This is a genomic window from Oerskovia turbata, assembly GCF_000718325.1.
Lineage (GTDB): Bacteria > Actinomycetota > Actinomycetes > Actinomycetales > Cellulomonadaceae > Oerskovia > Oerskovia turbata.
The window spans coordinates 72,772-85,444 of record NZ_JOFV01000001.1; the positions used below are offsets into that span (position 1 = coordinate 72,772).

11 protein-coding genes are annotated in these 12,673 nt (G+C 72.2%); 10 read left to right on the top strand and 1 reads right to left on the bottom strand.

Annotation, left to right across the window (positions count from 1 at the left end):
* Window positions 1-93: 93 nt before the first annotated feature.
* The 3 genes from sigK (at window position 94) to IE95_RS19330 (ending at window position 3,118) form a co-directional block, all read left to right on the top strand.
* Window positions 94-669, top strand: coding sequence for an ECF RNA polymerase sigma factor SigK (gene sigK, locus IE95_RS0100345; RefSeq protein ID WP_051702522.1), 576 nt, complete (start codon window positions 94-96; stop codon window positions 667-669).
* Window positions 662-1,441, top strand: a complete 780-nt coding sequence (locus tag IE95_RS0100350) for an anti-sigma factor (protein WP_030143983.1) — start codon at window positions 662-664, stop codon at window positions 1,439-1,441. Before sigK ends, IE95_RS0100350 begins: the two co-directional genes overlap by 8 nt.
* A 192-nt stretch (window positions 1,442-1,633) precedes the next feature.
* Entirely contained in the window at window positions 1,634-3,118 is a 1,485-nt protein-coding gene (locus IE95_RS19330) for a hypothetical protein (protein WP_051702523.1), read from the top strand.
* A gap of 176 nt (window positions 3,119-3,294) precedes the next feature.
* On the opposite strand, the gene IE95_RS0100360 is transcribed toward IE95_RS19330, so the two are convergent.
* Window positions 3,295-3,963: a fasciclin domain-containing protein gene (locus tag IE95_RS0100360; protein WP_030143985.1), complete on the bottom strand. Its 669-nt coding sequence runs from the start codon at window positions 3,961-3,963 to the stop codon at window positions 3,295-3,297.
* A gap of 140 nt (window positions 3,964-4,103) precedes the next feature.
* On the opposite strand from IE95_RS0100360, the gene IE95_RS0100365 reads away from it, so the two are divergent.
* The 7 genes from IE95_RS0100365 (at window position 4,104) to IE95_RS0100395 (ending at window position 12,669) form a co-directional block, all read left to right on the top strand.
* Window positions 4,104-6,131 (top strand): cytochrome c biogenesis protein DipZ, encoded by a 2,028-nt coding sequence (locus IE95_RS0100365; RefSeq protein ID WP_030143986.1) that lies wholly within the window; start codon window positions 4,104-4,106, stop codon window positions 6,129-6,131.
* A 91-nt stretch (window positions 6,132-6,222) separates the two neighbouring features.
* Window positions 6,223-7,095: a formate/nitrite transporter family protein gene (locus tag IE95_RS0100370; protein ID WP_084689639.1), complete on the top strand. Its 873-nt coding sequence runs from the start codon at window positions 6,223-6,225 to the stop codon at window positions 7,093-7,095.
* Window positions 7,096-7,252: 157 nt separating this feature from the next.
* A complete protein-coding gene (locus tag IE95_RS0100375) occupies window positions 7,253-7,960 on the top strand; it encodes a DUF2625 family protein (RefSeq protein WP_084689640.1) in 708 nt (235 codons plus the stop codon).
* Between the two features lie 80 nt (window positions 7,961-8,040).
* Window positions 8,041-8,745 carry a GntR family transcriptional regulator gene (locus IE95_RS0100380; protein WP_051702525.1) on the top strand — a complete coding sequence of 235 codons (705 nt, stop codon included), beginning with the start codon at window positions 8,041-8,043 and terminating at the stop codon, window positions 8,743-8,745.
* A gap of 141 nt (window positions 8,746-8,886) precedes the next feature.
* The gene (locus IE95_RS0100385) at window positions 8,887-10,458 is read left to right on the top strand and encodes an MmgE/PrpD family protein (RefSeq protein ID WP_051702526.1); all 1,572 of its coding nucleotides are present in this window, start codon (window positions 8,887-8,889) and stop codon (window positions 10,456-10,458) included.
* Complete coding sequence (gene prpB / locus IE95_RS0100390) at window positions 10,458-11,363, top strand: methylisocitrate lyase (protein ID WP_030143991.1); 906 nt, start codon at window positions 10,458-10,460, stop codon at window positions 11,361-11,363. Before IE95_RS0100385 ends, prpB begins: the two co-directional genes overlap by 1 nt.
* A gap of 100 nt (window positions 11,364-11,463) precedes the next feature.
* Window positions 11,464-12,669 carry a bifunctional 2-methylcitrate synthase/citrate synthase gene (locus tag IE95_RS0100395; protein ID WP_084689641.1) on the top strand — a complete coding sequence of 402 codons (1,206 nt, stop codon included), beginning with the start codon at window positions 11,464-11,466 and terminating at the stop codon, window positions 12,667-12,669.
* Window positions 12,670-12,673: the final 4 nt, after the last annotated feature.

A 12,673-nucleotide genomic window follows, 5' to 3' on the forward strand; every position in this document is an offset into this window, starting at 1 on the left:
GAACCTCAGGTGCCTCGGTCGTCGCGGGAGGCCCACGTGCCGCGGGTAGTCCGCCGGTGCGCCGCGTCGGCCTGCCTGAGGCAGACTGGGCGGGTGCCACCTGTGAGGACGAGCGAGCCCGACGCTCTCGATGCTGCGCTCGCTGCGTGCGCCGGGGGCGACCCGGACGCGTTCGCGCCGGTGTACGACGCGTTGGCCCCGGCCGTCTTCGGCACGGCCCTGGGCGTGCTGCGCGACGACGACCATGCGGCCGAGGTGACCCAGGAGGTGATGATCGAGGTGTGGCAGACGGCGGTGCGCTTCGACGCCTCACGGGGTTCGGCGCGCACGTGGGTGGTCACGATGGCCCGACGGCGCGCGGTGGACCGGGTGCGGTCGGAGCAGTCCCGCCGGGTCCGGGACCAGAAGGACGTCGACGGCCGTCTCGCCGGTGGCGGGCACGACGTCGTGGCGGAGGAGGTCGAGCAGCTGCTCGAGTCCGCTGCGGTGAGGCAGTGCCTGGGGAGCCTGACCGAGACCCAGCGCGACGCCGTCGTGCGTGCGTACTTCGGTGGGTTGACGTACCGGGAGGTGGCCGTGGAGCTCGGTGCAGCCGTGCCGACCGTGAAGTCGAGGATCCGCGACGGGCTCCTGCGCCTGCGTGACTGCCTGGGGGTGAACCGTGGTTGACGGCACGGGGCACCCACGCGTCGGCGCGCAGGGCCCGGGCGGGCCGGGCGAGTCTCGTGACCTGCTCGCGGCCTACGCGCTCGACGCGGTCGACGATCTGGACCGCCGCCTGGTCGAGCGGTTGCTGGCCGCCGACCCGGAGGCGCGTCGTGAGCTCGACGAGCACCGCGCGGTGGTCGCGGCGTTCACGGTGGACGCGCCGCCGCCCGTGGCGCTGCGCGAGCGTGTGCTCGGGAGCATCGCGTCCGTGCCGCAGGTCGCCGAGCCTCCCCGCGGCGCGGGCGCGGCCGGCACGTCCGGCGGGGCGCGCCCGGGCACGGCGCGGCGCCCGCGGAAGCGGTGGGCCGTCGTCGCGGTGGCCGCCGCGGCGGTCGTGGCCGTCGCGGTCCCGACGTCGCTCGCGATCCAGGCTCGACAGGAGCAGGTCCGTCTCCAGGCGCAGGCCGACGCGCTCGCCTCGATGCTGGCCGACCCGACGGCCGAGATCGTCCGCGGGGAGATGGTGGGGGGCGGGGACGCGAGCGCGCTCGTCTCGGGTGACCGGGTGCTCTTCTCCGTCACGGACCTGCCGCAGGCGGGCTCGGCGGAGGACTACCAGCTCTGGCTCGTGGACGGCGAGGAGATGATCTCGGCCGGGGTGTTCGACGCGCGGGACGGGTCGGCGGCCCTGCTCGTCGATGCCGCCGGGAGTGCGGGTGTCGCGGTGACCCGCGAGCCGGCGGGAGGCTCTCCGCAGCCCACGAGCGACCCGCTCGTCGTCCTCGAGACGTGATACTCGACACCGGATAAGGAACCCTGGGAATACGGGGTTGAGATACCCGCTCTCGGGTAATTCCTTGGTCCGATTCCGGATATATGCCAGGGTTTGTGCAAATCTGGGTATTGGTGATGCAATACGACACGTTCCCACCTGTGTCGTCGTGCGAAGGCGCTCCGACATCACCCCGGAAGGAATCCACCACCCGTGAAGAAGCTCCTGGCGAGCGGCGCTGCCGCGCTGCTCGCGCTCGGCGGACTGGTCGCCACCGCGGCCCCCGCCACCGCCCACACCCCCCGCGTCATCGCGGACTGCTCCGGCCTCGAGGTCGACCTGAGGGCCTATTCCGACGACGCCAACTCCGTCGTCGTGAAGGTCGACGGAGAAACGGTCACGAAGGACACCTTCAAGCGTTCGTACGCCACGTCCTACACCTTCCCCGACACGACCGTCGGCCACACGTGGGAGGTCGTCGTCAAGGCCTCCGACGGCAAGCGGTTCGACTTCCGCGACGACGGCAGGACCAAGCCGTGCGCAGGCACCTCGACGCCGAGGCCCGGCAAGGAGGTCGGTCTCTATCTCTACCAGAAGAACGACTTCGCGAAGCCGGCCTCCTGGACGAACTCCGGGCCGCAGACGCTCGTCGACCACCGGCCGGGCACAGAGTGGTACACCACGTTCCCGACCGACCTGCCGACAGGGGTCTGCGGCGACGGCTGGGCCGTCCAGCAGGACAGGGTCAGGCAGGACGGCACGTTCGACTGGCCCGGGACCATCACCCCGCCGACGTCGGCCCTGGGCGGCGTCCTCGTCGACTCGAAGCACCACGACCTCGGTGACCTGATCGAGGTGCCGGCGTGCGACCAGGAGTCGGCCCCGCCGCGCCCGTCCAGGCCTGCACCTGAGACGCCGGCTGAGCCCGTGACCCCGGTCGTGCCGACCGTCGGCGACGTGTGCACCGCCGAGGGGCAGGACGTCGAGCTCCCGACGGACACCGAGGAGGTCACCTACGAGCGCTCGGGCGACACCGTGGTGGCCCGACCGGCCGCCGGGCGCACCCTGGCCGCCGTCGAGGGCTACGTCCTCGCCGAGGACGGCTCGTCCGCGACGTTCGCGATCGACCGGGCCGCGGCCGACTGTGCACTGGTCCCGGGCGAGATCGGCGCGGTCTGCGAGGCGGACACCCCCTACCTCGGCTACGAGGTCTTCCTGCCCGAGGGCTACGTCGCGGACAGCGACCGCCCGCTGAGCATCACGTTCCTCCACCCCGGCGACGGCGAGGACCACACGGTCGAGGGCCTGCCGCTCGACGGCACGCTCCTGTGGCCCGGCGCCTCGGCGAGCGAGCCGCTCTCGTGGCCCGGGTGGGAGCGTCAGGCCGACGGCACGTACACCGAGACCGACGGCAACTACGCGTGGACCCGGTCGGGCGTCGAGGTCCTGTTCGAGGTCAACCCGGGCTGGTCGACGACCGTCAGCTACCCCGAGGCCACGGAGGCCTGCGCGAACCCGCGCGTCCTGGCGGCGACCGGCCCGCTGGAGGGTCCCGCGACCCCGGCGAGCGCCGAGAAGCCGACCGGCCCGTCGCTCGCGGCGACCGGCGCGACCGTCGGCGGAGCCGCCTTCCTGGCGCTGCTTCTCGTCGGTGGCGGCGCGGGGATCATCTGGGCACGGCGCCGGGCGAACGCCTGACCTGCTGAGGTGAGCGGTGCCCACCGACGACGGGTGGGCGCGAAGAGGAGCCGACCGCTCCGGGCATCCCACCCGGTGCGGCCGGCTCCTCGCTCGTCGTCCCCGTGAGCGGCTCGCAGGCCGGTGAGGACCGGCCGCCGCGGCACGGGGACAACCGCGGCGGCCGGCGTCGGGGGTCACATGGTCGGCATGAGGACCGTGTCGAGCAGGTAGACCGTGGCGTTCTGCGTCATGACGCCGCCGCAGATCACCGTGGCGTCGTTGACCATGAGGTCGTCGCCCGAGCCCGTGACGGTCACGGTCCCGCCCTGGACGGTCTCGTGCTCGCCCACGACCTGGTCCGGGGTGAGCTGGCCGGGCACCACGTGGTACGTGAGGATCGAGGTCAGCGTGTCGGAGTCGGTCTTGAGGCTCTCGATGGTCGCGGGGTCGATCTTGGCGAATGCGTCGTCGACCGGCGCGAACACCGTGAACTCGTCGCCGTTGAGCGTGTCGACCAGGTTCACCTCGGGGTTGAGCTGCCCGCTCACCGCGGCCGTGAGGGTCGTGAGCAGCGGGTTGTTGGAGGCGGCGACCGCGACCGGGTCGGTCGACATGCCCGTCACGGAACCGGCGCCGTCGGGGACCTGCTCGGCGTAGGCGGCGCAGCCCGGTCCGACGAGGTTCGCCGCGGGGTCGACCTCCATGGTCTCCTCGGACATCTCGTCGCTGGGGGTCGTCGACTCCGCCGCGCTCGACGTGTCGTCGCTCCCGCCGTCGGTGTCGGAGCTGCAGGCGGACAGGCCCAGGATCGCCAGGGTGGCCATGCCGACCACCGCGTATGAGGTACGGGTTCGAACGTTCATCGGTCTCTCCTCGTTGTCGTCGCCCCCTCAGTTGCGGGGGCGTCTTGCACGAGGTTCGGAGCGGTGCGCCGGCCGGATGGGTCCGATCTCCGACGAACTTCCTCGCCCATCCGGACCGCCTTCCGCGCCGAACCCGGGCCATGGAAACCCTCGTGCTCATCGGCCTGATCGGTGGCCTCATCACCGGCATCTCGCCGTGCATCCTCCCGATGCTCCCCGTGATCTTCTTCGCGGGGGGTGTGCAGGGCGCCCGCGGCACCGTGGCCGCAGCGCCCTCTCCCGTGCCCGACGACGCAGCGCCCACCACGGACCCGTCGCCCTCGGCGGGGGCCGGTTCGAGTGCCCCGACCGCCTCGCTGTTCGCGGGCGTACCCGGCGCGGTCCAGGTCGGTGCGCGCGGCCAGGTCGTCACGGCGGTCCGCCCGGACGGCGGCACGGCGCCGGGTGGCACGCCCGACCCGACCACTCCGGGCGGGGCGCCGCCCACGGACGGTGAGCGGCGCCGTCGGGCGGGGACGGGGAGCGTCGGCGACACCGGAGAGGGCAGGGACGCGCGCCGCTCGTGGCGGCCCTACCTCGTGATCGCCGGGCTCGTCGTGAGCTTCAGCGTGTTCACGCTGCTCGGTTCGCTGCTCCTCGGGGCGCTCGGGCTCCCGCAGGACCTGCTGCGCTGGGTGGGTCTGACGCTGCTCGCGGTGATCGGGGTGGGCATGATCGTGCCCCGGTTCGAAGAGGTGCTCGAACGGCCGTTCCAGAAGATCGCGGCGCTGGGGTCACGGCGCGGTGCGCGCAGCCAGGACCGCGGGGCGTTCGTGCTGGGCCTGGGCCTCGGGGTCCTGTACGTCCCGTGCGCGGGACCGGTCCTCGCGGCGATCACGGTCGCGGGCGCGACGGGGAACATCGGACCGGAGACGGTTGCGCTCACGGTGTCGTTCGCGATCGGCGCCGCGGTCCCGCTGCTCGTCTTCGCGCTCGCGGGACGTCGCGTGGCCGAGCGGGTCAAGGCGTTCCAGCGCCACGCGCGCGGGATCCGCGTGGCCGGTGGCGTGGTCATGATCGCGCTCGCCGTCGGGCTCGCGTTCAACCTGCCCGCGTACCTCCAGCGCGCGCTGCCCGACTACACGGGCAGCCTTCAGGAGCGCGTCGACGCGTCCGGGACGGTGCGCGAGGCGCTCGACCTCGGCGGGATCGTCACGGACGAGAACCGTGAGCTGTCGAACTGCTCGAACGGTGCGCCAGAGCTCGAGGACTGCGGCCCGGCCCCGGCGCTGCGCGGCATCGACACATGGTTCAACACCCCTGGCGACCAGCCGCTCGCTCTCGACGACCTGCGGGGCAAGGTCGTCCTCGTCGACTTCTGGGCCTACTCCTGCATCAACTGCCAGCGCGCGATCCCGCACGTCAACGCCTGGTACGAGCAGTACAAGGACGTGGGCGAGGGCTTCGAGGTCATCGGCGTGCACACGCCCGAGTTCGCGTTCGAGCGAGAGACGCGCAACGTCGTCGCGGGTGCCGAGGACCTGGGCGTCACGTACCCGGTCGCGCAGGACAACTCCTACGCGACGTGGACCGCGTACCGGAACCGCTACTGGCCCGCGCAGTACCTGGTCGACGCCGACGGGACCGTGCGGCACATCCGGTTCGGCGAAGGTGGGTACGAGGACACCGAGGGCCTGATCCGCGAGCTCCTCGCGGACGCGAACCCGGACGTGGACCTGCCCGCCGCGACGTCGGTCGAGGACGGCACCCCCGACGGGTCGACGACGCCCGAGACGTACCTGTCGGTGGGCAAGGTCGGCAACTACGCGGGCGAGCCGCGCTACGCCGCCGGAGAGCAGGGCTTCACGCTCGCCGACGAGCAGGCTCCCGACACGTTCTCGCTGGGCGGGACGTGGGGCGTCGACTTCCAGGGCGCCACCGCGGTGTCCGACGACGCCCGCGTCCGCCTCGCGTATCGCGGCACGGACGTGTTCAGCGTCCTGGGCGGCGAGGGGACGGTCAGCGCGACGGTCCGGGACACGGCGGGGAAGGTCGTCGAACGACGCGAGATCGACGTCTCCGGGAACCCGACGCTCTACCCCGTGCTGGAGGGGGACGCACCGAGCCAGGGGATCGTCGAGCTCGACGTGCCCGCCGGGATGCAGGTCTTCACGTTCACGTTCGGGTAGGCCGGGTGAGAAGAGGGCGCGGACTGAGACCGCGCGTTCCACCAGACGACCCCTGTCGTGGCCTTAGATGGAAGGGGTGGACCATGAGAGGGTGCTGAGCCTCTCCGAGAACCTGACCGAGCAGTCCCGCGCAGCTCGCACCAAGGTCGACGGCACCCGACACCCGTGGCGCTACCTCGTGGCCGCGATGCTCGCCGGCGCCTACATCGGCGTCGGCGTGGTCCTCATGGTCGCCACCGCAGGCCCGTTCCTCGCGGCAGGTGCCCCGGCCGAGCGGCTCGTCGCCGGCGGCGTGTTCTCGGTCGCGCTGACCCTCGTCGTCTTCGCGGGGGCCGAGCTCAGCACCTCGGCCATGATGATCCTGACCCAGGGAGCGGTGACCCGGACGATCCCCGTGCGCTCCGCCGTCGGGACGTTGCTGTTCTGCTTCGGTGGGAACCTGCTCGGCTCCATGCTCTTCGGCTGGATGGTCGTGCAGTCGGGCATCCTGCACACCAACGCCGCCGCGGGCAAGATGATCGCGTCGATGCTCGCGGGCAAGGGGCACGAGACCGGCGGTCAGCTCTTCTTCCGCGGCGTCCTGTGCAACGTCCTGGTGTGCGCCGCGATCTGGGCGTGCGGACGGCTGCGCTCCGAGGCGGGCAGGGCCATCGTCATCTTCTGGGCGATCTTCGCGTTCATCTCCTCGGGGTTCGAGCACGTCGTCGCGAACATGACGACGTTCAGCATCGGGCTCTTCAGCCCCGAGGCGCTCACGACGTGGGGCGAGTTCGGGCGCAACCTGCTGTTCGTCGGGCTGGGCAACGTCGTCGGAGGTGCCGTCGTGGTCGGGCTCGGCTACACCGCGGTCGCGGGGCGGCGCCGGCCTGTCGCGAGCGGCACCGACGCCGTCGACACCCTGGTGAGCGGGCCCCTCGCGGAGCGCGACGTCGAGGCCGTCCGGGTCGGGAACGGCGATCGCTAGTCTCGTCAGATGGACCGCCCACCGGGTGGTTTTCGGCGGAATTCCGGGGTTTGTTCGCCAGGAAAGTCCGGAAAAGATGCACACATGGGACGGATCAGGTAGCGGATTCTTCGCAAGGTGTCGGAATTCACCGCCGTCCATGGCATGATCCCCGATCATGGGCATCAGGACGGTGGTGGATCTCACACAGGTCGACGAACCTGCCTGGCCCACGCTCGCGCGGATGTTCCAACGTCCGGGCGTCGAGGTCCTCGCACCTCCCGAATGGGCCCCCGAGGTCCTGTACCGCCTCCAGATCACGACCCGCTCGACGTTGGGAGCGCTTGCGCTCCACACGGGGGGAGTGCTGGTCGACCACGGCTGGCTGCGGCTCCTCGGCGGCGGCGCCTACGGCCTGCCGGACCTCGCCACGATCAACGGGCTGGGCGACCCGGCCGAGGGCAGCGTCGCGCCGCAGCGACTCGTGGTCGCGTTCGACGTGCTCGGGGGGACGTTCGCCGTCAACGGCGGCGGGCTGCCCGGGCCGCTGGGCGACGTGCACTACTTCGCGCCCGACACGCTCGAGTGGCACTGCCTGGGATTCGGGCAGGGGGCCTTCACCGAGTGGGCGGTCAGCGGCGGTCTCGGCGAGTACGTCGCCGACCTGCGGTGGCCGGGGTGGCAGCGGGACGTCGAGGCCCTGCCCCCAGACATGGGGCTGAGCGTCTACCCGCCGCTGTGGTCGGGTCAGGGCGCGGGGTCCTGGGTCGAGCGACGGGCCGTGCTGCTCGAGGGCCTCGCGGTGTGGCACCACGAGCTGGCCGAGCGTATGAGGCCCCTGGACGACGACGCCACGCTGGTGAACCCCGCGACCGACGGCTGCTAGGACCGGGGCCGTTCCTCGGCAGGGACCACTCGCGTCGATAGTTGTATACAAGTACGCAGGATGTGTGAAACGATGGCCGCATGACCAGCGCCCCGACGACGTCGTCCGTGCCGCGCGACGAACCCCTCGCCGCCGTCCGCCGCCAGTCCGGCGCCCGCGCGGTCTACGAACTCCTGAGGTCCCGCATCATCGACGGCTCGCTCGCGGCCGACACCCGGCTCACCGAACCCGTCCTCGCGGCCCAGCTCGGCGTGAGCCGCACGCCCGTCCGCGAAGCCCTGCGCCTCCTCCAGGCCGAGGCCCTCGTGGTCGAGCAGCCGACCGGGGGAGTGCGCGTCGCACCCCTCGCGGTCAACGACCTGCACCGGGTGTACGACGTCCGCGCCCGCCTCGAAGGACTGCTCGCCCGGGACGCGTGCGAACGCGCACAGCCTGCCGACGTCGCTCGACTCTCCCGGCTCGTCGACCTCATGGACACCGTGCGCGACCACGAGGACGAGGTCCTGCGCATCGGAGCCCAGTTCCACGGCGAGATCGCGACCCTCGCCGACAACCGCTGGTGCTCCGAGCTGCTGCGCCAGATCCGCGGGCACGTCGACCGCTACCGCTCGCTGTCCGCACGCGAGCGCGTCGGGACGACCGACCACGTCGACGAGCACCGCGCGGTCGCGTCCGCCATCGCGAGCGGCGACCCGGACGCCGCCGAGCGCGCCATGCGCGAGCACATCGAACGCAGCGGCGCCATGGCCGCCAAGGCCCTGGGCGAGGCGCCACCGCCCGGCTGACGACACCGCGCGCCCCAGCGGGCCCCCGCCGACCGCAACCGGCACCCTCGGGCCCGAGCGACGCCGTCGGGCAGGCCGCACCTCCCGCGCACCTCAGCACCGCACGCACCACGCAGACGCACCAGACCACCGGAGGCACCGATGCCCACGACCCACCACCTGCGCACCCACCGCTCCGCGGAGAACCTCGCCCGCACCGACCAGCTCGCGTGGAAGCTCGCCGAGCTCGCGACCGACCCGGTCGAGGTGCCGGACGACGTCGTCGACATGATCGTCAACCGCGTGATCGACAACGCGGCCGTCGCGGCCGCGAGCCTCACCCGCGCCCCGGCCGTCGCGGCTCGCGGGCAGGCCCTCGCGCACCCGTACGAGCCCGGCGCGACGGTCTTCGGTACCCCGCTCGCGACCCGCACGAGCCCCGAGTGGGCCGCCTGGGCCAACGGCGTCGCGGTCCGCGAGCTCGACTACCACGACACGTTCCTCGCAGCCGAGTACTCGCACCCGGGGGACAACATCCCGCCCATCCTCGCGGTCGCCCAGCACGCGGGCCGCGACGGGGCTGCGCTCGTGCGCGGCATCGCGACGGGCTACGAGATCCAGGTGGACCTGGTGCGGGCCATCAGCCTGCACGCGCACAAGATCGACCACGTCGCACACCTGGGCCCGTCGGCCGCCGCAGGGATCGGGACCCTGCTCGGGCTCGACACCACGACGATCTTCCAGGCGATCGGCCAGGCCCTGCACACCACCACCGCGACGCGACAGTCCCGCAAGGGCCAGATCTCGACGTGGAAGGCCTACGCGCCGGCCCTCGCGGGCAAGGTCGCGGTCGAGGCGGTGGACCGGGCGATGCGCGGGCAGACCTCGCCCGAGCCGATCTACGAGGGCGAGGACGGCGTGATCGCGTGGCTGCTCGACGGCCCCGAAGGACGCTACGACGTCGTGCTGCCGTCGCCCGGCGAGCCCAAGACCGCGATCCTCGACACCTACACCAAGGAGCACTCGGCGGAGTACCAGTCGCAGGCGCTCATCGACCTGGCGCGGGCCCTGCACGCCGAGCACCCGTGGCTCGCGGACCCTGAGAACGTAGCCAACATCACCATCCACACGAGCCACCACACCCACTACGTGATCGGCTCGGGCGCGAACGACCCGCAGAAGTACGACCCCACCGCGTCGCGCGAGACGCTCGACCACTCCATCCCGTACATCTTCGCGGTCGCGCTCCAGGACGGCGGGTGGCACCACGTCGACTCCTACACGCCCGAGCGAGCCGGCCGCGCCGACACGGTCGCGCTGTGGGGCAAGGTCACCACGGCCGAGGACCCCGGGTGGACGCGTCGCTACCACTCGGTCGACCCGGCCGAGAAGGCGTTCGGCGGCCGCGTCGAGATCGAGCTGGCCGACGGCGGGCGGATCGTCCGCGAGATCGCCGTCGCCGACGCGCACCCCCTCGGCGCCCGCCCCTTCGCCCGTGCGCAGTACGTCGCCAAGTTCCGTCTCCTCGCCGAGGACGTGCTCGAGCCCGCCGAGATCGAACGCTTCCTCGACCTCGCGCAGCGGCTCCCGTCGCTCACCGCCGCCGAGGTGCGCGAGCTCTCGATCGTCGCGCGACCCGGGCTGCTGGACACGGTCCCCGCCCCCACGGGCATCTTCGAGCTGGGCCGCCCGCCGCACGACCCCACCCGCTCGACCACCGCAGGAGGCAACTGATGCTGTACTCGCACGCGACGCCGTCGGACAAGCGCGCCACGCTGCGCGCCCGGCTCGCAGCCGGAGAGCTGCTCCAGCTCCCCGGGGCGTTCAACCCGCTCTCCGCACGCCTCATCGAGGACAAGGGCTTCGACGGCGTGTACATCTCGGGCGCCGTCATCTCGGCGGACCTGGGCCTGCCGGACATCGGCCTCACGACCCTCACCGAGGTCGCGACCCGATCCGGGCAGATCGCGCGCATGACGAACCTGCCCGCGCTCGTCGACGCCGACACCGGCTTCGGCGAACCCATGAACGTCGCCCGCACCATCCAGACCCTCGAGGACGCAGGCGTGGCCGGCTGCCACATCGAGGACCAGGTCAACCCCAAGCGCTGCGGCCACCTCGACGGCAAGGCGACCGTCGACCTCGAGACCGCGACCCAGCGCATCCGCGCCGCGGTCGACGCCCGTCGCGACCCGAACTTCCTCGTCATGGCGCGCACCGACGTCCGGGCGAGCCTCGACGGTCCTGCGGGGCTGGCGACCGCGATCGACCGCGCCAAGGCGCTCGTCGACGCGGGCGCCGACGCGATCTTCCCCGAGGCCATGCGTGACCTCGCCGAGTTCGAGGCCGTGGCCGCCGCGGTCGACGTGCCCGTGCTCGCCAACATGACCGAGTTCGGCAAGTCCGAGCTGTTCACCCGTGACCAGCTCGCAGCGGCCGGCGTGCAGATCGTGATCTACCCCGTGACCCTCCTGCGTAGCGCGATGGGGGCCGCGGAGCGCACGCTGGACATGATCCGGGAGACCGGCACGCAGGACGGGGTGGTCGGCGAGATGCAGACGCGCGCGCGGCTGTACGAACTGGTGGACTACGCCGGCTACAACCACTTCGACACCGAGATCTTCACCTACCGGCCGTAGGGCGCCGGGGTTGTCAGAACCAGCGAGGGCTGGGGCCCTCGCTGGTTCTGACAACCCCTGAACGCAGCAGCACGACCCCGCATCACGAAGGAGTGAGCACATGACCACCAGCACCCCCGCGCAGGTCCCCGAAGACACCGAGGCACCCGCGACCGCCCCGGGCACGGCGTCACCCGCCCCGGCAGCTCCCGACCCCGAGATCCGCAAGGGCCTCGCGGGCGTCGTCGTCGACACGACGTCGGTCTCCAAGGTCAACCCCGACACCAACTCGCTGCTCTACCGGGGCTACCCCGTGCAGGAGCTCGCCGCGCGCAAGAGCTTCGAGGAGGTCGCCTACCTCCTGTGGCACGGCGACCTGCCCACGCCCGAGCAGCTCGCCGAGCAGACCGCCGTCGAGCGCGCACACCGTGCACTGCCGGGCGCCGTGCGCAACGCGATCCTCGAGCTCCCCACGACCTGCCACCCCATGGACGTGTGCCGCACCGCCGTCTCGGTCATCGGCGCGCACGACCCGACCGCCGAGGACTCGTCCCCCGAGGCCGAGCACGCCAAGGCGCTGCGCCTGTGGGCCATGCTGCCCGCGGTGGTCGCGCTCGACCAGCGCCGACGCCGCGGCCAGCAGATCGTCGACCCCGACGAGGACCTCGGCTACGCCGAGAACTTCCTCCACATGACCTTCGGCGAGGTCCCCGACGCGTGCGTCGTGCGGGCCTTCGAGGTGTCGATGATCCTGTACGCCGAGCACTCGTTCAACGCCTCGACGTTCACGGCCCGCGTCATCACCTCGACCCTGTCCGACCTGCACTCGGCCGTCACGGGCGCGATCGGCGCCCTCAAGGGAGCCCTGCACGGCGGCGCGAACGAGGCCGTCATGGCGACCTTCGCCGAGATCGGGACCGCCGACCGGGCCGCCGCCTGGCTCGACCAGGCGCTGGCCGACAAGCGCAAGATCATGGGCTTCGGTCACCGGGTCTACAAGCACGGCGACTCCCGCGTCCCGACCATGAAGAAGACGCTCGACGACCTCGTCGCGCACCTCGGCACCGACGAGGCGACCGCGCTCGACGCGCTCTACGACGCGCTCGAGGCCGCCATGACCGAGCGCAAGGGCATCCTGCCGAACCTCGACTACCCGACCGGCCCCGCCTACCACCTCATGGGCTTCGACACCCCCACCTTCACGCCCCTGTTCGTCGCGGCGCGCGTCGTGGGCTGGACCGCGCACGTCGTCGAGCAGCGGTCCGCGAACGCCCTCATCCGGCCGCTCAGCCAGTACGTCGGGCAGGCGCAGCGCGAGGTGCCGTAGAGGG

Coding starts and splice junctions, on each gene's coding strand:
- IE95_RS0100360 (WP_030143985.1), bottom strand. CDS start 3,963: ATGAACGTTCGAACCCGTACCTCATACGCGGTGGTCGGCATGGCCACC.
- IE95_RS0100365 (WP_030143986.1), top strand. CDS start 4,104: ATGGAAACCCTCGTGCTCATCGGCCTGATCGGTGGCCTCATCACCGGC.
- IE95_RS0100375 (WP_084689640.1), top strand. CDS start 7,253: ATGGGCATCAGGACGGTGGTGGATCTCACACAGGTCGACGAACCTGCC.
- IE95_RS0100380 (WP_051702525.1), top strand. CDS start 8,041: ATGACCAGCGCCCCGACGACGTCGTCCGTGCCGCGCGACGAACCCCTC.
- IE95_RS0100385 (WP_051702526.1), top strand. CDS start 8,887: ATGCCCACGACCCACCACCTGCGCACCCACCGCTCCGCGGAGAACCTC.
- prpB (WP_030143991.1), top strand. CDS start 10,458: ATGCTGTACTCGCACGCGACGCCGTCGGACAAGCGCGCCACGCTGCGC.
- IE95_RS0100395 (WP_084689641.1), top strand. CDS start 11,464: ATGACCACCAGCACCCCCGCGCAGGTCCCCGAAGACACCGAGGCACCC.